Source organism: Hoeflea sp. BAL378 (genome assembly GCF_000759435.1).
Classification (GTDB): domain Bacteria; phylum Pseudomonadota; class Alphaproteobacteria; order Rhizobiales; family Rhizobiaceae; genus Hoeflea.
In genome coordinates, this window is sequence record NZ_JRJG01000011.1 from 12,439 (window position 1) to 32,798 (window position 20,360).

Annotated in this window: 23 protein-coding genes; 9 read left to right on the forward strand and 14 right to left on the reverse strand. The window is 66.2% G+C overall.

From position 1 onward, the window contains the following. Positions 1 to 78 precede the first annotated feature (78 nt). Positions 79 to 1,083, forward strand: coding sequence for a DUF2125 domain-containing protein (locus LL06_RS26750; RefSeq protein ID WP_035522361.1), 1,005 nt, complete (start codon positions 79 to 81; stop codon positions 1,081 to 1,083). Positions 1,084 to 1,089: 6 nt separating this feature from the next. On the opposite strand, the gene LL06_RS03685 is transcribed toward LL06_RS26750, so the two are convergent. The 4 genes from LL06_RS03685 to LL06_RS03700 all read right to left on the reverse strand — a co-directional run bounded on the left by LL06_RS03685 (position 1,090) and on the right by LL06_RS03700 (position 4,710). Next, on the reverse strand, positions 1,090 to 2,034 hold the full coding sequence (locus tag LL06_RS03685) for a prephenate/arogenate dehydrogenase family protein (RefSeq protein WP_035522363.1): 945 nt from the start codon (positions 2,032 to 2,034) through the stop codon (positions 1,090 to 1,092). Positions 2,035 to 2,039: 5 nt separating this feature from the next. Next, positions 2,040 to 3,137 (reverse strand): histidinol-phosphate transaminase, encoded by a 1,098-nt coding sequence (hisC, locus tag LL06_RS03690; protein ID WP_035522365.1) that lies wholly within the window; start codon positions 3,135 to 3,137, stop codon positions 2,040 to 2,042. A 78-nt stretch (positions 3,138 to 3,215) separates the two neighbouring features. Further along, a complete protein-coding gene (locus tag LL06_RS03695; protein ID WP_052161187.1) occupies positions 3,216 to 3,971 on the reverse strand; it encodes a class I SAM-dependent methyltransferase in 756 nt (251 codons plus the stop codon). Positions 3,972 to 4,071: 100 nt separating this feature from the next. Then, positions 4,072 to 4,710: a glutathione S-transferase family protein gene (locus LL06_RS03700; RefSeq protein WP_035522368.1), complete on the reverse strand. Its 639-nt coding sequence runs from the start codon at positions 4,708 to 4,710 to the stop codon at positions 4,072 to 4,074. A 193-nt stretch (positions 4,711 to 4,903) separates the two neighbouring features. On the opposite strand from LL06_RS03700, the gene gloB reads away from it, so the two are divergent. Next, the gene (gene gloB, locus LL06_RS03705; RefSeq protein ID WP_035522431.1) at positions 4,904 to 5,674 is read left to right on the forward strand and encodes a hydroxyacylglutathione hydrolase; all 771 of its coding nucleotides are present in this window, start codon (positions 4,904 to 4,906) and stop codon (positions 5,672 to 5,674) included. 2 nt (positions 5,675 to 5,676) lie between these two features. After that, positions 5,677 to 6,147 carry a cupin domain-containing protein gene (locus LL06_RS03710; RefSeq protein ID WP_035522371.1) on the forward strand — a complete coding sequence of 157 codons (471 nt, stop codon included), beginning with the start codon at positions 5,677 to 5,679 and terminating at the stop codon, positions 6,145 to 6,147. Here LL06_RS03710 and LL06_RS03715 read toward each other — a convergent pair. The 3 genes from LL06_RS03715 to LL06_RS03725 all read right to left on the reverse strand — a co-directional run bounded on the left by LL06_RS03715 (position 6,125) and on the right by LL06_RS03725 (position 8,500). Beyond that, on the reverse strand, positions 6,125 to 6,772 hold the full coding sequence (locus LL06_RS03715) for a lysoplasmalogenase (RefSeq protein ID WP_035522374.1): 648 nt from the start codon (positions 6,770 to 6,772) through the stop codon (positions 6,125 to 6,127). The two genes, LL06_RS03710 and LL06_RS03715, sit on opposite strands and share 23 nt — an antisense overlap. Beyond that, on the reverse strand, positions 6,769 to 7,644 hold the full coding sequence (locus LL06_RS03720) for a DMT family transporter (protein ID WP_035522377.1): 876 nt from the start codon (positions 7,642 to 7,644) through the stop codon (positions 6,769 to 6,771). Before LL06_RS03720 ends, LL06_RS03715 begins: the two co-directional genes overlap by 4 nt. 76 nt (positions 7,645 to 7,720) lie before the next feature. Then, entirely contained in the window at positions 7,721 to 8,500 is a 780-nt protein-coding gene (locus LL06_RS03725) for a DUF3108 domain-containing protein (RefSeq protein ID WP_052161182.1), read from the reverse strand. Positions 8,501 to 8,767: 267 nt separating this feature from the next. On the opposite strand from LL06_RS03725, the gene rpmB reads away from it, so the two are divergent. Both rpmB and LL06_RS03735 read left to right on the forward strand, forming a co-directional pair. Further along, on the forward strand, positions 8,768 to 9,064 hold the full coding sequence (gene rpmB, locus LL06_RS03730; RefSeq protein ID WP_035522379.1) for a 50S ribosomal protein L28: 297 nt from the start codon (positions 8,768 to 8,770) through the stop codon (positions 9,062 to 9,064). A gap of 87 nt (positions 9,065 to 9,151) precedes the next feature. After that, entirely contained in the window at positions 9,152 to 9,790 is a 639-nt protein-coding gene (locus LL06_RS03735) for a queuosine precursor transporter (RefSeq protein ID WP_035522382.1), read from the forward strand. Between the two features lie 30 nt (positions 9,791 to 9,820). Here LL06_RS03735 and LL06_RS03740 read toward each other — a convergent pair whose 3' ends face one another. The 4 genes from LL06_RS03740 to LL06_RS03755 all read right to left on the reverse strand — a co-directional run bounded on the left by LL06_RS03740 (position 9,821) and on the right by LL06_RS03755 (position 14,449). Further along, positions 9,821 to 10,831 carry an esterase-like activity of phytase family protein gene (locus tag LL06_RS03740; RefSeq protein WP_035522385.1) on the reverse strand — a complete coding sequence of 337 codons (1,011 nt, stop codon included), beginning with the start codon at positions 10,829 to 10,831 and terminating at the stop codon, positions 9,821 to 9,823. Positions 10,832 to 10,845: 14 nt separating this feature from the next. After that, the gene (gene cobT / locus LL06_RS03745; RefSeq protein WP_035522387.1) at positions 10,846 to 12,744 is read right to left on the reverse strand and encodes a cobaltochelatase subunit CobT; all 1,899 of its coding nucleotides are present in this window, start codon (positions 12,742 to 12,744) and stop codon (positions 10,846 to 10,848) included. A gap of 11 nt (positions 12,745 to 12,755) precedes the next feature. Then, entirely contained in the window at positions 12,756 to 13,751 is a 996-nt protein-coding gene (cobS, locus tag LL06_RS03750) for a cobaltochelatase subunit CobS (protein WP_035522390.1), read from the reverse strand. 71 nt (positions 13,752 to 13,822) lie between these two features. Further along, positions 13,823 to 14,449, reverse strand: coding sequence for a J domain-containing protein (locus tag LL06_RS03755; RefSeq protein WP_152599484.1), 627 nt, complete (start codon positions 14,447 to 14,449; stop codon positions 13,823 to 13,825). Between the two features lie 137 nt (positions 14,450 to 14,586). Between LL06_RS03755 and LL06_RS03760 the strand changes: the two genes are divergently transcribed. Further along, positions 14,587 to 14,889 carry a BolA family protein gene (locus LL06_RS03760; RefSeq protein ID WP_035522392.1) on the forward strand — a complete coding sequence of 101 codons (303 nt, stop codon included), beginning with the start codon at positions 14,587 to 14,589 and terminating at the stop codon, positions 14,887 to 14,889. A 45-nt stretch (positions 14,890 to 14,934) separates the two neighbouring features. Here LL06_RS03760 and LL06_RS03765 read toward each other — a convergent pair whose 3' ends face one another. Genes LL06_RS03765 through LL06_RS03775 form a run of 3 tightly spaced genes read right to left on the reverse strand, consistent with a single transcriptional unit; the run spans position 14,935 to position 17,971 of the window. Then, on the reverse strand, positions 14,935 to 16,227 hold the full coding sequence (locus tag LL06_RS03765; protein WP_035522438.1) for an HlyC/CorC family transporter: 1,293 nt from the start codon (positions 16,225 to 16,227) through the stop codon (positions 14,935 to 14,937). Beyond that, entirely contained in the window at positions 16,227 to 17,351 is a 1,125-nt protein-coding gene (gene aroB, locus LL06_RS03770; protein WP_035522393.1) for a 3-dehydroquinate synthase, read from the reverse strand. The genes LL06_RS03765 and aroB overlap by 1 nt, the downstream gene beginning before the upstream one ends. Beyond that, positions 17,348 to 17,971, reverse strand: a complete 624-nt coding sequence (locus tag LL06_RS03775) for a shikimate kinase (protein ID WP_152599482.1) — start codon at positions 17,969 to 17,971, stop codon at positions 17,348 to 17,350. The genes aroB and LL06_RS03775 overlap by 4 nt, the downstream gene beginning before the upstream one ends. Positions 17,972 to 18,197: 226 nt before the next feature. Here LL06_RS03775 and LL06_RS03780 point away from each other — a divergent pair, with 226 nt between their 5' ends. The 3 genes from LL06_RS03780 to LL06_RS03790 all read left to right on the forward strand — a co-directional run bounded on the left by LL06_RS03780 (position 18,198) and on the right by LL06_RS03790 (position 20,357). Then, on the forward strand, positions 18,198 to 18,341 hold the full coding sequence (locus LL06_RS03780; protein ID WP_035522398.1) for a hypothetical protein: 144 nt from the start codon (positions 18,198 to 18,200) through the stop codon (positions 18,339 to 18,341). Positions 18,342 to 18,358: 17 nt separating this feature from the next. Continuing rightward, the gene (locus LL06_RS03785) at positions 18,359 to 19,300 is read left to right on the forward strand and encodes a site-specific tyrosine recombinase XerD (RefSeq protein ID WP_035522401.1); all 942 of its coding nucleotides are present in this window, start codon (positions 18,359 to 18,361) and stop codon (positions 19,298 to 19,300) included. A gap of 100 nt (positions 19,301 to 19,400) precedes the next feature. After that, on the forward strand, positions 19,401 to 20,357 hold the full coding sequence (locus LL06_RS03790; RefSeq protein WP_035522404.1) for an acetyl-CoA carboxylase carboxyltransferase subunit alpha: 957 nt from the start codon (positions 19,401 to 19,403) through the stop codon (positions 20,355 to 20,357). Positions 20,358 to 20,360: the final 3 nt, after the last annotated feature.

A 20,360-nucleotide genomic window follows, 5' to 3' on the forward strand; every position in this document is an offset into this window, starting at 1 on the left:
CCGGTTGGCGACCTGTTGCGAAGGTCACGTTCCGACCACATTGGCTGCCCTTATTGCAGGGCACATCGGGAGAACGCAATGCCAACCACCACGTCCGGACCGTCCTCGTCGCCCTCCTCGCGGAAATTCGGCTGGCTCGCCGCGGCGATCGTCGGCGGTTGCGCGCTGTGGACCCTCGGCTGGTTCCTCCTCGCCGCCCAGGCCGAACGCCGTCTGCCGGAGACGCTTGCCCGGATCACCGGCACCGACGCCGCCGCCTCCTGCGAACGGGCCGAGGTGCGCGGCTATCCCTTCCGCTTCGGCCTGTTCTGCCAGAGCCTGTCCTACAGCAACACGGCCGAGGATGTCAGCGCTGCTGCCGGCGCGTTCCGCTCGGCCGCGCAATTCTACAGGCCCGGCCATGTCGTCGCCGAGATCGATGGTCCTCTCACGGTCGCAGCACCCGGGCTCGCAGCCCGCATCGACTGGCAGATGCTGCAGGCGAGTGTTCTGGCCGCGCCCGCAGGCCTCGACCGCGGGTCGCTCGACGGCCGCACCGTCAATGTCGACATCGACGGGGTCGGGCTGTCGCGCAAGCTTGCCGTGCAGGCCGGCCGGATCACCGGCCATGGCCGCAGGAACGGGCCGGATCTCGACATCGCGGTCTATGCCGAGGAGCTTCAGGACACGCTCATGGCCGGCCTGGCGGCAAAGGCCGTCACGCTCGAGGCCACCCTGCCCGGGCAGGCGCCGCTCCTGGACGTGCCCTACACGCCGATCTCGGGTCCGTTCGAAATCGTGCTTCACCGGCTGGCGGTGGAGCTGGATGAGGCATCGTCGCTGGAAATCTCCGGTCCCGTCCGGATCGGTGCGGATCGGCGCCTGTCCGGCAGTCTGGACGTGACCATCCGCAATCCGCAGCGCTTTGCAGCGCTTGCGGCGACCGCGGATCCCGAGATCGGCCAATTGCTTGAGCGCTTCATGCCTCTGCTGTCGTCGCTCGACACCAGGCAGGACGAGGACGGCGTCACCCTTCCGCTCACGCTCACGGACAACCGGATCTCGCTCGGCATGTTTCCGCTCGGGGAACTGCCGGGGTTCTGACGGAGATTACTCCGCCGGCGCCTTGCCGTCGGGCTTGCGCGCGTTGCGGCCGAAGTTCGGCGCGTCCATGTCCTGTCCGGCTTCGACGATCGACCGCCTGATGCCGCGGGTGCGGGTGAACAGTTCGAACAGCTTGTCGCCGTCGCCCCAGCGCACGGCGCGCTGCAGCGAGGACAGGTCCTCGGAGAACCGCGCCAGCATTTCCAGGATCGCGTCCTTGTTGTGCAGGCACACGTCGCGCCACATCACCGGGTCGGACGCCGCTAGGCGGGTGAAATCGCGGAAACCCGAAGCCGAGTACTTGATCACCTCGGACTTGGTCACCGCTTCCAGATCGTCGGCGGTGCCGACAATGTTGTAGGCGATGATGTGCGGCAGGTGCGAGACGATCGCCAGCACCAGATCATGATGCTCCGGATCCATCTGCTCGACCTTCGAGCCGCAGGCCTCCCAGAACCCGGTGAGCCGGGCAATGGCTCCGGCGTCCGTGCCCTCGGTCGGCGTCAGGATGCACCAGCGTCCCTCGAACAGCTCCGCGAAGCCCGCTTCCGGGCCGCTCTGCTCGGTGCCGGCGATCGGGTGGCCGGCGATGAAATGGACATGGTCCGGCATGTGCGGCTGCATCTGGCGGACCACCGACGCCTTGGTCGATCCGACATCGGTGACGATCGCGCCCGGCTTGAGATGTGGGCCGATCTGCCGCGCCACCTGCTCGGAGGCGCCGACCGGCACGGAGACGATCACCAGATCGGCGGCGGCGACGGCCTCCGCATTGGACAGCGTGTAGTCGTCCCCGAGACCGAGCGCGCGCGCCGCCTCGAGCGTCTCGGCGCTGCGGGTGGCGATGGTGACATGGCGGGCCAGTCCCTTGGCGGCAATCACGCGCGCAAGCGACGAGCCGATAAGCCCGATCCCGATCAGGGCGACATTTTCAAACAGAGGCTCGCTCATGATGGTCAGGCCATGAAGTCCTTGAGCGCGTCAATGACGCCGAGATTGGCTTCCTCGCTGCCGATGGTCATCCGCAGAGCGTCGGGCAGGCCGTAGCCCGCCACCCGGCGCAGGATATAGCCGCGCGCCGTCAGGAACTCGTCGGCTTCGGCCGCGGTCCTGCCCGCCGTCTTCGGAAAATGGATCAGCACGAAATTGCCGACCGACGGCGTCACCGTGAGGCCCAGCGCCTCAAGCGCGTCGCAGACGCGGCCGAGCCAGGCTTCATTGTGCTCGACGGCGCGCTCGACATGGGCCCGGTCGCCGATCGCCGCCGCGCCGGCGATGATGGCGAGCGCATTGACGTTGAACGGGCCGCGCACCCGGTTGCAGGCATCGATGATCGCTTCATGGGCGTACATCCAGCCGATCCTGAGACCGGCAAGCCCGTGGATCTTCGAGAAGGTGCGTGTCATCACCACGTTGGAATTGGCCGAGACCAGCTCGATGCCCGCCTCATAATCGTTGCGCCGGACATATTCCGCATAGGCCGCGTCCAGAACCAGGATCACGTCCTTGGGCAGCCCCGCATGCAGCCGCCGCACCTCGGACACCGGAAGATAGGTCCCGGTCGGATTGTTCGGATTGGCGAGGAACACCATCCGGGTCTTCCGCGTGACTGCATCGAGGATCGCATCGACATTGGCGGTGAGGTCCGTGTCCGGCACGGAGACCGGCGTCGCCCCCGCCGCCAGGATCTGGATCTTGTAGACCAGGAAACCATGCTGCGTGAACAGCCCCTCGTCGCCGGGAGCGAGATAGGTCTGGCACAACAGTCCGAGCAGCTCGTCCGAGCCGTTGCCGCACAGGATGTTGCCGGGGTTGAGCCCGTGAGCGCGCGAGATCGCCTGGCGCAGTTCGTGCGCCGAGCCGTCCGGATAGGTCGCCAGATCGACATTCCTGGCGGCGAAGGCCTCGGTCACCGCCGGGCTCGGCCCGAGCGGCGATTCGTTCGACGACAGCTTGTAGACCTTGGCCACGCCGTGAGCCGTCTCACGCCCGGGCACATAGGCGGCGATATCCATAACGCCCGGCTTCGGGCGGGGCAGGTCGGTGCGGCTCATGGGGAAGGTTCCTTGAAAACGAAAAACCAAGCATTGAGAGGCGGAAATAGACCCTCGCGGCCATCTTGTCGAGAGTGGTCAGCCGGCGCCGGTGTCGCGCCGGTGCGCCGCGCGCGAGGGCTGCGGCGACAGCACCGGCACGAAAACCCGCCGCGAAGCCCGCGCCGCCACCGGCAGTCCCTGATAGAGCCGCTTCTGCGCCTCGACGATGATGACGCCCGAGAAAACCGGCCACATCTTGCGGCCGACCCGCTCCAGGATCGAGCGCATGCGCAGGATGATGGCCCTTTCGGACGGAGGAAACAGCAGGGCTTCGGCGAAGGCGCCGGGGGTGAAATTGCTTTCCCTGAGGATCGTGATCAACTGGCCGCGCGAATAGGGGCGGCCCGCGCCGAACGGCGTGTGCTCGAAGCGCGCCCAGACGCCGCGGCGATTGGGCGCGACGATCACCAGCCGCCCGCCCGGCGCCAGCACCCGCCACAATTCCTTGAGCGTTTCGCGCGGATTCTCGGCGAATTCCAGCGAATGCACCATCAGGACGCGGTCAAGCGCCGCATCCGGCAGGGGCAGTTCCTCGTCGAACACCAGCGCCGTGGCCGACGGCCCGCCCATCGGCCAGTTCACCGCGCCCTGCCCCGCCGGCATGAAGGCAAAGGCCCGTTCCGCGTCCGGGCCAAACCGGTCGAGATAGGGCGCCGCATAGCCAAGCCCCATCAGCCGCTCGCCCGGCAGGTTGGCCCAGATCGAGGACAGCGCCATGGCCACCGACTGCTCGGCGAACCTGCCCAGCCGGGAATGGTAGAACTGTCTCAGATCGACGATGTCGGCATGCATGGCGATGAACCTGGATGGATCGGGCACCGGCAACCTAGCACCCGCCGGTCCTGCAGCACACCTGAAAAACCAGGCCTTGCTGACCGACAGCAGCCTGCCGTCAGCCCGGCACGGGCGGCAGGGGAGGCGCCTCCAGGCCCTCGAAAGGCTTACGCCAGGCGCTCAGGCCTTCGAGCCTTGCATACCAGCGGCTCACGGCCGCGAAGCCGGCAAGCGGCAGTCCCGCCACATCATTGTAGGGCAGGAACGTCGCCATGCGAAAATCCGCGTAGGACGGAGTGTCGCCGCAGAGCCAGTCGCGGGAGGTCAGGTGCGCCTCGAGGATAAGCGAGGCTTCGTGGAACAGCTCAAGCCCTTCCTCGACCTTGGCGGCATCCGCCGGCCCGATACCGTAGCGCTGCTTGGTGCCGCGCTCGAAATGGACCATGTCGCAGGCTTGGACGAAATTCCCCTTGCCCCAGCTAATCCAGCGGATCATGTCGGGCTCATCGTCGTCGACGCGCCAGAAGGTCGAGCCGGCCAGGCGCGACAGCCGGCACGCGATCGCGTCCGCCTCCCACAAACTGCCGCCCTCCTCCTCCAGGATCGGGATCCTCTGGGTCGGATTGAGGAGGAGGAACCGTTCGGCCTGGCCGTCGGCGAACGGCGCGGCGAACTCGAACTCGACCGGCGAGCCCAGATGCCGCGCCACCGCGACGGCCAGTCGGGGATTGGGATTCCGGCTGAAATACAGCTTCATCGGGAGCTCCGTCGGAAAGCGGCCAAACCTGCAGGCCCGTGAACGGGCCTGACAATCGGCCATGTCGTACCGGCGGTCAATGCGCGATGGAACGCCTTGGCGCGGGAAGGTCCCGGCGGACCTGAGGTGACGGACCGCGCCGCCTGTGGCTATACTCGTCGGGAGTGATTCAATGGCCGCGGAAGAGAACCTGATGACAAGTCTGATGATCGAGCAATTCACCTGCAGGCAGGACAATTTCGGGGTGATCCTGCACGATCCCCTGACCGGCGAGACCGCCAGCGTCGACGCGCCGGACGGCGCCGTGATCGCCAGGCGGCTCGAACAGGATGGCTGGCGGCTCAGCCATCTTCTCGTCACCCATCATCACCCCGATCATGTCGAAGGCATTCCGGCGCTGGTGGAATCCTACAAGCCGCAGGTCATCGGCCCTGCCGCGGAAGCCGGGAAAATACGCGGTCTCACCCGGTCGCTCCGCGATGGCGAAACGTTCCAGTTCGCCGGACGGACCGTCAACGTCATCTCCACGCCCGGCCACACCGCCGGCCACATCTGCTTTCACATTCCCACGGAGGACCTGCTGTTTGCCGGCGATACACTGTTCGCGCTCGGCTGCGGCCGCCTGTTCGAAGGCTCGCCCGAGGACATGTTCCGCTCGCTCTCGCGGCTGGCGGAGCTTCCCGACCAGACCCGGGTCTATTGCGGCCATGAATACACCCAGTCGAACGCCCGCTTCGCCGTCAGCGTCGATCCGGACAATCATGCGCTGGCCGAACGCATGGCCGAGATCAACGACATGCGCGCCAAGGGATTGCCGACCCTGCCCACGACCATCGGCTTCGAGAAGCGGACCAATCCGTTCCTGCGCACCGGTGATCCGGCGATCCGCAGGCATCTGGGCATGGAGAGCGCCAGCGATGCCGAGGTGTTCGCCGAACTGCGCCGGCGCAAGGACAGTTTCTGACCATGACCGAGACCCTGTCGGCCCGCGAGATCATCGCCCTTCTCGAGCTGAAGGAGCACCCCGAAGGCGGCTGGTACCGCGAGACCTTCCGCGACGAGGACGGCGGCGACCGCGGCCATTCGACGGCGATCTACTACCTGCTCGAGGGTGGAGACTGCTCGCACTGGCACCGGGTCACCGACGCCGCGGAGATCTGGCACTGGCATGGCGGCGGGCCGCTGGCGCTGACCCTGTCGGCCGACGGATGCAATGCGCAGTCCCATCGGCTCGGCATGAACCTGAGCCATGGCGAACGGCCGCAGATCGTCGTGCCCGCCAATTGCTGGCAATCCGCCGCCTCGCTCGGCGCCTGGACGCTGGTCGGCTGCACGGTGGCGCCCGGGTTCCGGTTCTCAAGCTTCGAGATGGCGCCGCCGGACTGGCGGCCCTCGCCTTTCCCGTACGCCCCGCTCAGGCCAGAAGGCCAAGCGTGATCAGCGCCTGCCCGGCATAATAGAGCACCCAGACCGCCGGGCTGGTCAGGCGCCTGTGTCGGCTCCCCTCGGCCATCAGGAACTTTTCCGATCCCAGGATCGCGTCCGACGCCATGAACAGCGCAACCCCGGCCAGCACCAACCCGCCCAGCGTCACGCCGCCCATCCCCATGACGGCGATCGCCAGCACATAGGCCGCCACCGGCGCCGCCAGCGGCCCCGCCTTGCGCACCATCAGAGTGCCCATCCCCAGCGCGAAGACCGCAACCGCCACGCATCCCGGAACCGCTGCTTGGGTAAATCCCGGCCCCGACGAGATGAACAGGACCGCAAAGGCGATATGGCCGGCCAGGAAACTGCCCAGGCCACCGAGAAAGGCGATGTCGCCCTCATGCGCCAGGAACGCGTCGCCCAGCGCCGACAGGGCCAGCGCCAGCGCCAGCAGCTTCGGCCCACCGGCCATCAGCGCCAGCACGCAGAGCAGCCCGACGGCGAGCGTCTTGGCGACCGTCCGCTTCAGCGAGACGGGCTGGCCCAGCAGGAACAAATAGATGGCGAAGGCCAGCACCGAGGCCGCCAGGACCAAGGTCTCGGCCGCGTCGAATTCCGCGAACAATCCGGTCATGAGCGCGGCCTCGCCCTGAGAAGATCCTTGGCCGCCAGGAACGCCCCGCCGGTGATCAGCAGGCAGGCGACGACGATGCCGACGCTCGCCTTGCCATGGCCGAACAGGATCAGGATCAGGGTCGACAGCAGCGGCGCTGCGTAGCTCGCCACGCCCAGCACCTGGATGTCGCCCTTCTTGACCCCGAAGTCCCAGGCGTAAAAGGCGAGCCCCACCGGTCCCAGGCCGAGCCCGAGCACCGCCAGCCACTGGCCGGAAGTCTCCGGCCAGACCGTGGTCTCCAGCAGCAGGTGGCAGACCGCCGACAGCACCGCCGAAATCAGGCAGAAGCCGGCCACGACATCGGTCGGCGTGGCGCCGAAGCGCCGCGACAGCAGAGAGTAGGAGGACCAGGTCACCGCGCACAGCGCCGCCGCCCCGTATCCCAACAGGCTGCCGCCGCCGAAACCGCCTTCCGCGCCGCGCATCAGGATCAACGCGGTGCCCGCAAGCCCCATCAGCGCCCCGGCGACATGGTGCCAGCCGAGCCGTTCTCCCGGCAACAGCGCCGAGCCCACGACGATCAGCAGCGGCCAGAGATAGGCGATCAGTCCCGCCTCCACCGCCGGCGCGTTCCTGAGCGCCGTGAAATAGAGGAAATGATAGCCGAACAGCCCGAACAGGCCGAGCGCCCAGACCTTCGCCGGCTGCCGGAAGGCCCGGAACCGGGACGGGTCGCGCAGCATGGCGGACAGCCCGATCATGGAGCCGACCAGGAAGCAGATCGCCGAGAGCTGGAATGGCGGCATGGTGCCCGACGCCGCGGTCAGCACCGCCAGCGCCGACCACATCACCACGGCCGAAAACCCGATCAATGTTGGTATGTTTCCCACGTTCCGTCCCCTGCTTGCCCCGGCGCAAGGCCGGCCCCAAAAGCGCTCACCCAGTCTGGTCAGACAGACATCGGCTTTAGCCGCCAAACCGCGTCGCGGCAACGACAACCTGACCGATCTTGGTCGGCACCTTGGCATAGACGGGGGCGTAAAGATCCGCAGCCTCGTGCTTGCCGAACCAGACCTCCATGCCCTTCAGGCCGCGCAGATAGCGGATGCTGGACGAAGTCTTCCGGTAGCCGGAATTGGGCTCGAACCGGACGGCGCAGACGATCGCCTCGCCCGTGAAGCCCTTTGTCCGGAAGGGGCGCGAGCTTTTTTGCGTCAGGTGCAGCGTGATGCGCGACTGGCCGTCATAGATCGGCAGGCTGCGCGGGCACACCGCCGCCCCGGCGGGAAAGACAAGCGCCGAAAGCGGGTCGAGAACCGCCCGCAAGTCGCCTTTCCGCAGCGGAACCCAGTCTGCCCCCTGCGTCCTGGCTTCGGGCTCGTTCACGGTCGAGCGGACGTTGCCGTCCTTGAACGTAATGGCGATCCGCTGCTTCTTCGGGCCGCTGGTATAGGTGACGAGCAGATCCGACGCCTCCAGTTTGCTCCGGGTCACTTTCCCCGAAACGCTGGCGTTGCCCCGGATCCTCGAGAAAATGTCCGAGAGCGCCGACGAGCGCAGATCGCCGGAGATCGTGTAGGACTTGCCGTCCACTTCAGTGACAAAACGGGCGGAAGCCACCGGAAGTCCGATCAGCGTGACCGAATAGTCGGTGCGGATCTGGACCGGCTCGGCGCCCGCCGGCTGCGCTGCACCCGCAACCAGCATCACCGCCACAGCCGTCAGCAGCATTTTCAAACGCATCATATGAATCCCTCACGTCACGTGGTTTGGCTGCATCGTCGGTCCTGGCGCCTGAACACGTGCTGAACGGCACACTAGGGTGACGTCCGGGCCAAAAACAGCTAAATCTGCGCCGGGATCCCGGAATTGCCGGTTTCCCTGTCCTTCCCGCTTGACGGAGCGTGCTGGTCTGACTATAGACACGCGACTTCCGATAAAGGCCTGCGGTCCTTTGGGTGAGCCTCAAGTCTGGCTCGGCCCGTCCGCTGGCGAAAAGATAATAGGTGCAAAATGTCCCGCAGCTGTGAATTGACCGGTAAGGCTGTCCAGTCTGGCAACAATGTCAGCCACGCCAACAACCGGACCCGTCGCCGGTTTCTGCCCAACCTGTGCAACGTGACGCTGATCTCCGATGCACTCGGCCAGCGCTACCGTCTGCGCATTTCGGCCAACGCCCTGCGCACGGTCGAACATCGTGGCGGCCTCGACGCGTTCCTGGTCAAGGCCAAGGATGCCGAACTGTCGATGCGCGCGCGCCTGCTCAAGCGCCAGATCGCCAAGAAGCTCGTCGAGAAGACCGCAGCCTGATTCAGGGTCGCGATTGATTTCATTGTGACGGCGGGCTTCTGGCCCGCCTTCGTTTTTCCGCTGGTGGCATCAACCCAGGATAAAAAAATGCGACTGACCTCCTCCCTGTTGCCGTTCATGGCCGTCATGGCCGCCGTCGTCGTGGCGTCGAATTACCTGGTCCAGTTCCCGGTCGATGTCACGATAGGCGCGCTCAACCTGGCCGACCTCCTGACCTGGGGCGCCTTCACCTATCCGGTGGCGTTTCTCGTGACCGACCTCGCCAATCGCCGCTTTGGCGCGCCGACCGCCCGCCTGGTGGTGCTGTGCGGCTTCGTCGTCGCCGTGGCGCTGTCGGTGTGGCTCGCCACGCCGCGCATCGCGGTCGCCTCCGGCTCCGCCTTCCTGATGGCGCAGCTCCTCGACGTGTCGATCTTCGACCGGCTGCGGAACCGGGTCTGGTGGCTGCCGCCGCTGACCTCCACCATCATCGGCTCCTGCCTCGACACGCTGATCTTCTTCGGCCTCGCCTTCTCGCAGGCCGGCAACGTCATCGGCCCCGGCGACGCCTTCGGCAGCGAGGCAGCGCCGCTTTTAGGCCTGTTCGCGCTCGAAGCGCCGCGCTGGGTGTCCTGGGCGCTGGGCGACCTGGCGGTGAAGATGATCGTCGGTCTCGCCATGCTGGCGCCCTATGGCGTGCTGATGCCGGTTCTGGGAGCGTCGCGCGCGCAGCCGACGCACAGGTAGCAATGGGGCGAGCCGGCCTTGCGCTGGCTGCTATCCGTCGTCGCCGAGATAGCGGAATTCCAGGATCAGGTTGCGCTGCAGGATCGAGTGATTGTCGTCCGACACCAGCGTGACGATGCTCCGGCCCTGAGCGTCGGTGGTGACGTCGAGCCCTTCCATATTGTCGATCTGGTTGCCGAAATCGGCTTCCAGGATCACCGGCCCGTCCACCAGGTTGCCCTTGCCCAGCCGGCTGCCGTCGATCCGGCGGATACGCATGCCGATGCCCTCGGCGATGGAGAAGCGGCGTTCGAGCAGCAGCAGGTCGCCATTGGGCAGGAAGTCGCCATCGGTGATGTCGTAGGGCGGATGCCGCTTGACGAAGAAAACGCCCTTGGAGGGTCCGGTGAGGATGGCCGCGTAGATGTCGCCCTCGGCATTGAGGCTCTTCTCGGTCACGATCACCACCGCGCCGGCAAGCGCCGAATCCTCAGGCGCCACGGTGATGGTTTCCGGGCCGCGGTTGCTGCGGAACTCTTCCAGCGGGATCAGCAAGGGCAGCGAGCCTGTGGGCTTGGAGCCTCCGGGCGCCCTCGCGGGATAGATGTCCACCCGGCTGTTCCGCTCGAAGCTGACCAGCACCTCGTCGCCGCGCAGCACCATGCCCTCGGCGTCGAACCGCCATTTCTCGGAGGAGGACGATCCTTCGGCGTCAAGGATCGGCGACACCGAAAACCCGGTGACTCCGGTCAGGGCGCCGAGCTCATCGCGCTCGAAGCGGCCCGCATACCACAGCCCGGTGTCCATCACCCCGAGGAAGCTCGACCTGTCGTCGGAGAGCCGGATCGCCGACATCGCCCCGAGCGTCGAGCTGGGGGAACTCAGCTCCAGTCCGCCCAGGAATTCGAACTCGCCGAAGCGGGTCTCGTCGGATCCGACCTTGAAATGGCTGATCACCCGCGACCGGATGTCGATCGACTCGTCCTGGGCGCTGAGCGGCAGCACCGTGGAAGCGGTCAGCAGGGCGAGAGCGCCTGCGAGGATCGAAAGCCGCTGTCCCATGACACCGCGCCGGGTCACGCCCGCCTGCGTCCGCGGCGGGACGACCCTCCGGCCGCCTCGTCGGCGAACAGCGCCGCCAGTTGCTCGGTCATCGCGCCGGCGAGCTCTTCCGCGTCGACGATGGTGACGGCGCGGCGGTAGTAGCGGGTGACGTCATGGCCGATGCCGATGGCGAGCAGCTCGACCGGCGAGCGGGTTTCGATCTCCTCGATCACCGCGCGCAGGTGACGCTCGAGATAATTGCCGGGATTGACCGACAGGGTGGAATCGTCGACCGGCGCGCCGTCCGAGATCATCATCAGGATCTTGCGCTGTTCGGGCCGGTTGCGAAGCCGGCGATGCGCCCAGATCAGCGCTTCGCCGTCGATGTTCTCCTTGAGCAGGCCCTCGCGCATCATCAGCCCGAGGTTGCGCCGCGACCGGCGCCAGGGCGCGTCGGCCGACTTGTAGACGATGTGCCTGAGATCGTTGAGCCGGCCGGGCAAGGGAGGCTTGCCGCTCGTCAGCCACTTCTCGCGGGCCTGGCCGCCCTTCCACGCCTTGGTGGTGAAGCCCAGGAGCTCGACCTTGACGCCGCAGCGCTCGAGCGTGCGCGCCAGGATGTCGGCGCAGGTGGCCGCGACCGTGATCGGCCGGCCGCGCATCGAGCCCGAATTGTCGATCAGCAGCGTCACCACCGTGTCGCGGAAATTGGTGTCGCGCTCCATCTTGAACGACAGCGGCTGCATCGGATCGATGATCATCCGGGTCAGCCGGGCGCTGTCGAGATAGCCTTCCTCGAGATCGAAATCCCAGGCCCGGTTCTGCTGCGCCATCAGCCGCCGCTGCAGCCGGTTGGCGAGCCGCCCGACCACGCCCTGCAGATGCGCCAGTTGCTTGTCGAGAAACGCCCTCAGGCGGTCGAGCTCGGCTTCCTCGCACAGTTCCTCTGCGGAAATTTCCTCATCGAACTCGGTGGTGAAGATCCTGTAGTCGATCTTCTCGTTGAGCTCGGTGAAGGGATCGGTCTGCTTGCGGGTCTCGCCCGGCGTCTCGGCATCCTCGTCGCTGTCGTCGATGGTGTCGTCGTCGCCGGCTTCGGCGCCGTCCATCTCGCCCGAATCCATCTGCTCGTCGGAGGTTTCGCTCTCCTCGGCGGGGGCCGCGTCGGACCCGGCCTCCTCCTGCGAGGACTGATCGTTGTCTTCCTCGCTGCGCGGCTGGTCTTCGTCCGAGACCTCGTCCTGTTCGTCCTGCTCGCTGTCGTCGCCGTAATCCTCGGCCATTTCCATGGCCGAGAGCATTTCGCGCACCACGCGGGCGAAGGCCTGCTGGTCCTCGACTGAGCCTTCGAGCGAATCGAGCACGTTTCCGGCCTTGCCCTCGATGAAATCGCGCCAGAGCTCGACCACCTGCCCGGAAGACTGCGGCGGCTTGCGGCCGGTGAGCTTCTCGCGCACCATCAGCGCCACCGCCTCTTCGAGCGGCGCATCGGCGCGGTTGACGATGCCCTGGTAGTTGGCGCGCTGGTACTTGTCCTCGAGCATGGAGGCGAGATTGTCGCCGACCCCGGTCATCCGTCGCGCGCCGATGGCCTCGACCCGGGCCTGCTCGACGGCGTCATAGACCGCGCGCGCATCCGGGCCCTGCGGCGCCATGCGGGCGTGCACCGCGTCGTCGTGGCAGGCCTTGCGCAGCGCGATCGAATCGCCCACCCCGCGGGTGACCGCGAAATCATTCTGGGTGGGGCGCTTGGGCAGGTCGGGAAGCCGGGCGCGCTCGCCGGAAATGCCGGGCTTGTCGGCGCCGAACGAGACTTCCAGCTCATGGTCGCCGGCAATCGCCCGCACGCAGCCGGCGAGCGCCCGCCGGAACGGTTCGGCGTCCACGGTGCCTGAGGGCTTCGGTCTGGTGTTGTCGCCGCGTCCGGCCATGGCGATATCCGTCAGGCGGTTGCGCTGAGAACGATGTTGGCGGCGCTTTCCTTCAACTCGACGCCGAAGGCGCGCTGATAGTGCTCGGCCACCAGCGCCCGTTCCAGCTCGTCGCATTTGTTGAGGAAGGTCAGGCGGAAGGCCATCGCCACGTCGCCGAAGATCAGGGCATTCTCGGCCCACATGATCACGGTGCGCGGGCTCATCACGGTCGACAGGTCGCCGTTGATGAACGAGGAGCGGGTCATGTCGGCCACCCGGACCATGCGCGAGATGGTCTCGCGGCCGTCGCCCTTGGCGAATTCCTTGACCTTCGAAGCGATGATGCCGACTTCCTGGTCATGCGGCAGATAGTTGAGCGTGGTGACGATCGACCAGCGGTCCATCTGCGCCTGGTTGATCTGCTGGGTGCCGTGGTAGAGCCCGGTGGTGTCGCCGAGGCCGACCGTGTTGGCGGTGGCGAACAGCCGGAACGCCGGGTGCGGCCGGATGACGCGGCTCTGGTCGAGTAGCGTCAGGCGACCCGAGGACTCGAGCACCCGCTGGATCACGAACATCACATCGGGACGGCCGGCGTCGTATTCGTCGAACACCAGCGCCACATTGTGCTGATAGGCCCAGGGAAGGATCCCGTCCTTGAACTCGGTGACCTGCAGGCCCTCGCGGACAACGATCGCGTCCTTGCCCACCAGATCGATGCGGCTGACATGGCTGTCGAGGTTGACGCGCACGCAAGGCCAGTTGAGCCGGGCGGCGACCTGCTCGATATGGGTCGATTTGCCGGTGCCGTGATAGCCCGACACCATGACGCGACGATTGTGCGCGAACCCGGCCAGGATGGCGAGCGTGGTGTCGCGGTCAAACAGGTAATCCGGATCAAGATCCGGCACATAGGCGTCCCGCTCCTTGTAGGCGGGGACACTGATGTCCGAATCGATGCCGAACACCTCACGCACTTTGACGGTGGTGTCGGGCAGGTTTGTGATATCGAGGTCGATCTTGCTCATCTTGTCTCCAAGGCCTGGCTTGTAAAGCCCACGGGCCGTCTGTCCTGTCAGCTCCTGCTTAGACTGTTCGCTTAGCAGAAACCAGACTGCTTTAACAATTGGTAGGCCTGAATGACGGCGCGAAAACGGTCTTCCGAACCGCGATCTCCGCCATTGGCATCGGGGTGGTGCTGCTTGACCAGATCCTTGTAGCGCGTCTTGATTTCCGCCGAGGTGGCGTTGGCGGCGAGACCCAGCGTGTCGAAGGCTTTCGATTCGAGCGACTTGACCTTGCGCGCCCGGACCGACCGGTTGGGCCGGGGGCCGTTGAAGAAGCCGTGCGGGTCGCGCATCCGCGCATGCGCGGACGCCGATCCGGATTTCGCGGTGGACTGGGTCGGCCCGCTCTCGGCGGACCGGTTCACGCCCATCTTCCAGGTCGGGCGGTGACCGGTCAGCGCCTCTTTCTGGTAGCGCGCGATCTCGCCATCCGACAGGCCCGAGAAATAGTTGTAGCCCTTGTTGTAGTCCCGCGCATGCTCGAAACAGAACAGGAAATACTGCCCTTCCGCATCGCGGCCGACCGGGGCGCGATGAACACCGGGCTTGGCACACCCGTCCCACTGGCATTCGGGCGTGGAGGGCTCGGCCGGGCGCTCGCCCTTGCGGCGGACCCGAATGCGGTCGAAATATTTGGAATCCAGTTTCATGTCGACGATTATGGTGCTCTGCACGTTAAGGAACAAGGATTGACAGGGATGATTCAAGCTGCGTACCCCGTCTCGGCGTCGAATGCCACCACGCAAATCGTGACAGTCGATATTTATGGCCGCATCGAACATTCAGGAGCAGTCTCATGTCCCGCCAAAGCCGCATTGAAACAGCGTTGACCGAGCGCTTTGAGCCCGAACGGCTTGTGGTGATCAACGAAAGCCATCTGCACGCCGGTCATCACCATTCCGGCAGCGATCACCATGAGGCCTTCGACGGCTCCGGCGAAACCCATTTCCGCATCCGCATCGTCGCCGCGGCGTTTTCGGGCATGAGCCGCGTCGACCGGCACCGCGCCGTCAACGCCCTGCTCAAGGATGAACTCGACGCCGGCCTTCACGCCATGGCGGTGGAAGCGGCGGCCCCCGGCGAAGCAACCCGCTGGTAGCCTCTCCGTCCTGCCTGACTGGGGTCGGCTCCCCCTGCAGCCGCTTCACACCTTGTCCGCGGGCCTGATTCTGAGCCGCGTGATCCTGTTGCGGTCCCGCTTCATCACGATGAAGCGCTTGCCGTGGAAGGTGAAGGCCTGCTTCTCCTCGGGAATGGTCTGGGACTCATGGATCACCAGGCCCGCCACGGTAGTGGCCTCGTCGTCGGGCAGCGACCAGTCGAGCGCCCGGTTGAGATCCCGGATCGGCACGGAGCCATCGACCACGATCGACCCGTCCGCCTCCTGGCGCACGCCCTGGACCTCGGTGTCGTGCTCGTCGGCAATGTCGCCCACGATCTCCTCGAGGATGTCCTCGAGCGTCACCAGCCCTTCCACCTCGCCATATTCATCCACCACGATGGCGATATGCGCCTTGCGCCGCAGGAAGGCGTTGAGCTGGTCGGGCACGCTGGTCGTGTCGGGCACGAACCAGGGCTTCTGGGCGATCTTGACCACATCCATCCGGTGCGGCTCGTTGGAGACTTCGGCCAGCACCCTGAGCACGTCCTTGGCATGGACGATGCCGATGATGTTGTCGGTCGTGCCGCGCCAGACCGGCATTCTCGTGTAGGGGCTCTCGAGCACCATGCGGACATTGGTCTCCGGCGTGTCGTCTGCATTGAGCATGCGCATCGACGTGCGGTGGACCATCAGGTCCGACACTTCCAGTTCGCCCAGATCCAGCACGCCGCCAAGCCGGTCCCGGTCTGCCTTGACCACGGACCCTTCGCGGTGAAGCAGGTCGACCGCGCCACGGATCTCCTCGTGCGCCGACAGCATCGAGACTTCGGACCCGAAGGTGATGCCGAAGATCGACATGATCTTGCGCACGATCCAGTTGATGAAGCTCGACAGCGGGCCGACGACAAAGACGAAGGCCTTGACCAGCGGCGCCACGAAGAGGGCGAACCGGTCGGGCGCCGAAATCGCCCAGCTTTTCGGCAGCACTTCGGCAAAGATCACCAGCAGCAGGGTCATGGTCAGCGTCGCCACGGCGACACCGGAATCGCCGAAGATCGACAACAGCACGCTGGTGGCCAGCGCCGAGGCCAGGATGTTGACCAGGTTGTTGCCGATCAGCAGCGCACCGATCAGCCGGTCCTTGCGTTCAATGAGCACGTTGACCGTTCCGGCCCTGAGGTCGCCGCCCACTTCCAGCGAGTGCATCCGCGCCCGCGACGCCGCAGTCAGAGCCGTTTCAGACCCCGAGAAGAACGCCGACATGCCGATCAGGGCCAGAATCGCCAGGATCGTCAGCCCGTGTTCGCTCAGGAGTCCGCCAATGGTTTCAAGCATCATGTCGCCCGCTTGTCTTCGAGAAATCGAAACACTTCATCCCCCGGCACATTGTCGGCCACGAAGCACTGGCCGATCCCGCGCGTGAGAATAAAGGTCAGCGCACCGCGCCGGACCTTCTTGTCCTGCGCGATGTGCGTCATCAGTATATCGGTCGCCGGCAGCCCGCCTTCAATATCCTTGATCCGCGTCGGCAGGCCAACCTCGCGCAGATGACGCTCGACCCGGATCGCATCGTCGGGGCTCGCCAGGTTCATCCGCGCGGAAAACTCGTGCGCCAGCACCATGCCGATGGCGACGCCCTCGCCGTGCACCAGCCGCGCCCCATCATAGCCTGTCGCGGCTTCCAGCGCATGGCCGAATGTGTGGCCCAGATTGAGCAGCGCCCGGGCGCCGCTTTCGCGTTCGTCGGCGGCCACCACGTCGGCCTTTGCCTGGCATCCCGTGGCGATGGCGTGAATGCGCGCCTCGCCGCCGGCGAACACCTCGCGCCAGTTGGCCTCGAGCCAGGCAAAGAAGTCCGGGCGGTCGATCAGCCCGTATTTCGCCACTTCGGCGTAGCCGGCGCGAAACTCGCGGATCGGCAATGTGTCGAGCACATCGGTGTCGGCCAGCACCAGCTCGGGCTGGTGAAACACGCCGATCAGGTTCTTGCCGTGCGAGGCATTGATTCCGGTCTTGCCACCGACCGAGGAATCCACCTGCGCCAGCAGGCTGGTCGGGATCTGGATGAAGCCCATGCCGCGGCGCACGATGCCGGCGGCGAAGCCCGAAAGATCGCCGATCACGCCGCCGCCCAGCGCCACCACCGCGTCGCCGCGCTCGAGCCTTGCGCCGAGCACATGATCGCAGACCCGGATCAGCTCGTCGAAGCGCTTGGTCTTCTCGCCCGGCTCCAGCACCAGCGGCGCGGCCTCCACCCCGCCGGCGGCAAGGCTTGCAAGCAGCGCGTCGAGATGCGCGGCCGCGACATTGCGGTCGGTGATGACGGCGCAGCGGATGCCCGGCAGGCGCCCGGCGATCTCGGCGCCGGTCCGGGCGATCAGCCCGGGACCGATGACGATGTCATAGCTGCGCTCGCCGAGATCGACGCGAACGGTTCTGCGGGTGGGGGCATGGCTCATGAGGTCGGCGCCTTTTCCTGATCGCGGTCCAGCCGGGCTATGGTGGCGATGGCTTCCGCGGCGATGGTTTCCTTGGGGTCATCGCGCGATTGCACCGTCAGATCCGCCGCGGCATAGACCGGATAGCGCTGCTCGAGCAGATTGGCCAGGGTCTGCCGGGGATTGGCGGTCTTGAGCAGCGGCCGCGAGTCGCGTTTGGACACCCGCGCCCACAGCACCTCGAGATCGGCCTTGAGCCAGACCGACAGCCCGTGCGACAGCACCGCCGCGCGGGTGGCGTCGCTCATGAAGGCGCCGCCGCCGGTCGACAGCACCCTGGGACCGGTCTTGAGCAGCCGCTTGATCACCCGCGCCTCCAGCGCCCTGAACTCCGGTTCGCCATAGGCTTCGAACAGCTCGGGGATGGACATGCGCGACACCCGCTCGATCTCGTGGTCCGAATCGACAAACGGAATATCCAGCATCTGCGCGACAATCCGGCCGATGGCGGACTTGCCGGCGCCCATCAGGCCGACGAACACCAGATTGCGGCGGCCGAGCACGCGGCGCGCCCTGGCGATATCTTGCTCCAGCACACTCGGCTGCGGTTGCGTCAACACTCTCCCCCATCCCTGACGCATATCTTTCAAACCGGATTCGATCTGAAAGGAGCACTCTGCGCGGTTACCGGATGTTATTGCGTCCCCTGCGCGGCGATCCTGGCGCGCCTGGCTGTAATCCATTGGTTCGGGCCTTCTATTGGCCATGTCCGGCGGCGCGTCAAGCGCGCCTCATGGTTCGCCTCCGCCTTGAAACGGCGCGCACCCTGCCGCATAACAGCATCTTGGTCAGTTCGCCGGAGTCCTTATGCCCTCACTGTTCCGATTTCTGTTTGTGTGCGCCGTGCTGGTCGGCATCGTCTACGGCGCAATGTTCGCGCTGGTGATCTATGTGGAGCCCGTCGACCGTGAAATCACAGTGCGTGTCCCGACCGAGAAGCTAAACCGCTGACAAGGCGAAATCCAGCCATGCGCGATCTGAGCGCCGCCAACGCCGAAGCCTTTCTCGAGATGATGAGCGCCGAGCGCGGCGCCGCCGCCAACACGCTCGAGGCCTACCGCCGCGATCTCGATGACGCCTCCGCCGTGCTCAGATCGCTTGGATCGACCCTCGCCAGCGCCGGCGCGAACGACATAAGGGCCCTGATCGGCGATCTGGCCGCGCGCGGCTTTTCGCCCGCATCGCAGGCGCGGCGGCTCTCCGCGCTCAGGCAGTTCTACAAGTTTCTGCACGCCGAAGGCCTGCGCACGGACGACCCGACCGGCGTGATCGACTCGCCGCGCAAGAGCCGGTCGCTGCCCAAGATCTTGAGCATCGATGATGTCTCCCGCCTGCTGGCTCAGGCGGAGGCGGATGTGGCGATGGCCAGGACCCCGTCCGAGGCGCTGCAGCGCATCCGCTTCCGCGCGCTTCTGGAACTGCTCTACGCCACCGGCATGCGGGTCAGCGAACTGGTCAGCCTGCCCTACCGGGTGCTCGCCGACGAGGGCCGGTTCCTGGTGGTCCGCGGCAAGGGCGCCAAGGAGCGCATGGTGCCGATGTCGCGCCCGGCGCGCGCGGCACTCGACGTCTGGCTCGCGACCATCGGCGAAGCGGCCCAGGAGGCGGGCTTCCTGTTCCCGGCCAATTCGGCCGAGGGCCACCTGTCGCGCCAGGTCTTCGCCCGCGAGCTCAAGGACCTCGCCGGCCGCGCCGGGATCCCGGTGGCGCTGGTGTCGCCGCACGTGCTGCGCCATGCTTTCGCCAGCCATTTGCTGGCCGGCGGCGCGGATCTGAGGGCAGTGCAGGAATTGCTGGGCCACGCCGATATTTCGACCACCCAAATCTACACGCACGTGCTCGACGAGCGGTTGCGACAACTTGTCAATGATCATCACCCCCTTGCAAAAGCCACAAAAAGTCGCGATTAAGCCCGCTTGCATGCGGCAAACTAACGCGTGACAGAAGCTTCTGACTGCGATTGAGTGTGCCCGGCGACGACAAATGCGGAGACCCGCGCGGAAAAGTTTGATGCACCATTACCTTGATTTCGAAAAACCGATCTCCGACCTGGAGGGCAAGATCCACGAGTTGCGGAAGATCGCCTCCGAGGACGAGAGCATCGACACCGGCGACGAGATCGCGCGGCTCGAAACCAGGGCGCGCGACGCCATGGCCGACATCTATGGCAAGCTCAATCCCTGGCAGAAGACGCAGGTCGCCAGGCATCCCGACCGGCCGCATTTCGGCGACTACGCCAAGGGCCTGTTCGACGAGTTCACCCCGCTCGCCGGCGACCGGAAATTCGCCGAGGATGCGGCGATCCAGGCCGGCTTCGCGCGGTTTCGCGGCCAGCCGGTCGTGGTCATCGGCCAGGAAAAGGGCCACGACACCAAGACCCGCATCCGCCACAATTTCGGCTCGGCGCGCCCGGAAGGCTACCGCAAGGCGATCCGCATCATGGAACTGGCCGACCGGTTCGCAATCCCGGTGATCACCCTCGTTGACACGGCCGGCGCCTATCCCGGCGTCGGCGCCGAGGAGCGCGGCCAGGCCGAGGCCATTGCCCGCTCGACCGAGACCTGTCTCAATCTGCGCGCGCCCCTGATCTCGGTGATCATCGGCGAAGGCGGCTCCGGCGGCGCCATCGCGATCGCCACCGGCAACCGGGTCTACATGCTCGAACATTCGATCTACTCTGTGATCTCGCCCGAAGGCGCCGCGTCGATTCTGTGGCGCGACGCGACGCGGGCGCGCGACGCCGCCACATCGATGAAGATCACCGCCGAGGACCTGCGCGAGCTCGGCATCATCGACGGCATCATTCCCGAGCCGGTCGGCGGCGCCCATCGCGATCACGAAGGCGTGATTGCCCGCGCCGGCGACACGATCGCGGCGGCGCTTGAAGAGCTGTCGGGCCGTTCGGGCGACGAACTCAGGGCGGACCGGCGCAAGAAATTCCTCAAGATCGGGCGGCAGATCGGTTAGCGA

What these genes read in the sequence shown, in the direction of transcription:
- LL06_RS26750 (WP_035522361.1), top strand. Translation starts at nt 79, where the DNA reads ATGCCAACCACCACGTCCGGACCGTCCTCGTCGCCCTCCTCGCGGAAA.
- LL06_RS03685 (WP_035522363.1), bottom strand. Translation starts at nt 2,034, where the DNA reads ATGAGCGAGCCTCTGTTTGAAAATGTCGCCCTGATCGGGATCGGGCTT.
- hisC (WP_035522365.1), bottom strand. Translation starts at nt 3,137, where the DNA reads ATGAGCCGCACCGACCTGCCCCGCCCGAAGCCGGGCGTTATGGATATC.
- LL06_RS03695 (WP_052161187.1), bottom strand. Translation starts at nt 3,971, where the DNA reads ATGCATGCCGACATCGTCGATCTGAGACAGTTCTACCATTCCCGGCTG.
- LL06_RS03700 (WP_035522368.1), bottom strand. Translation starts at nt 4,710, where the DNA reads ATGAAGCTGTATTTCAGCCGGAATCCCAATCCCCGACTGGCCGTCGCG.
- gloB (WP_035522431.1), top strand. Translation starts at nt 4,904, where the DNA reads ATGACAAGTCTGATGATCGAGCAATTCACCTGCAGGCAGGACAATTTC.
- LL06_RS03710 (WP_035522371.1), top strand. Translation starts at nt 5,677, where the DNA reads ATGACCGAGACCCTGTCGGCCCGCGAGATCATCGCCCTTCTCGAGCTG.
- LL06_RS03715 (WP_035522374.1), bottom strand. Translation starts at nt 6,772, where the DNA reads ATGACCGGATTGTTCGCGGAATTCGACGCGGCCGAGACCTTGGTCCTG.
- LL06_RS03725 (WP_052161182.1), bottom strand. Translation starts at nt 8,500, where the DNA reads ATGATGCGTTTGAAAATGCTGCTGACGGCTGTGGCGGTGATGCTGGTT.
- rpmB (WP_035522379.1), top strand. Translation starts at nt 8,768, where the DNA reads ATGTCCCGCAGCTGTGAATTGACCGGTAAGGCTGTCCAGTCTGGCAAC.
- LL06_RS03735 (WP_035522382.1), top strand. Translation starts at nt 9,152, where the DNA reads ATGCGACTGACCTCCTCCCTGTTGCCGTTCATGGCCGTCATGGCCGCC.
- LL06_RS03740 (WP_035522385.1), bottom strand. Translation starts at nt 10,831, where the DNA reads ATGGGACAGCGGCTTTCGATCCTCGCAGGCGCTCTCGCCCTGCTGACC.
- cobT (WP_035522387.1), bottom strand. Translation starts at nt 12,744, where the DNA reads ATGGCCGGACGCGGCGACAACACCAGACCGAAGCCCTCAGGCACCGTG.
- cobS (WP_035522390.1), bottom strand. Translation starts at nt 13,751, where the DNA reads ATGAGCAAGATCGACCTCGATATCACAAACCTGCCCGACACCACCGTC.
- LL06_RS03760 (WP_035522392.1), top strand. Translation starts at nt 14,587, where the DNA reads ATGTCCCGCCAAAGCCGCATTGAAACAGCGTTGACCGAGCGCTTTGAG.
- LL06_RS03765 (WP_035522438.1), bottom strand. Translation starts at nt 16,227, where the DNA reads ATGCTTGAAACCATTGGCGGACTCCTGAGCGAACACGGGCTGACGATC.
- aroB (WP_035522393.1), bottom strand. Translation starts at nt 17,351, where the DNA reads ATGAGCCATGCCCCCACCCGCAGAACCGTTCGCGTCGATCTCGGCGAG.
- LL06_RS03775 (WP_152599482.1), bottom strand. Translation starts at nt 17,971, where the DNA reads ATGCGTCAGGGATGGGGGAGAGTGTTGACGCAACCGCAGCCGAGTGTG.
- LL06_RS03780 (WP_035522398.1), top strand. Translation starts at nt 18,198, where the DNA reads ATGCCCTCACTGTTCCGATTTCTGTTTGTGTGCGCCGTGCTGGTCGGC.
- LL06_RS03785 (WP_035522401.1), top strand. Translation starts at nt 18,359, where the DNA reads ATGCGCGATCTGAGCGCCGCCAACGCCGAAGCCTTTCTCGAGATGATG.
- LL06_RS03790 (WP_035522404.1), top strand. Translation starts at nt 19,401, where the DNA reads ATGCACCATTACCTTGATTTCGAAAAACCGATCTCCGACCTGGAGGGC.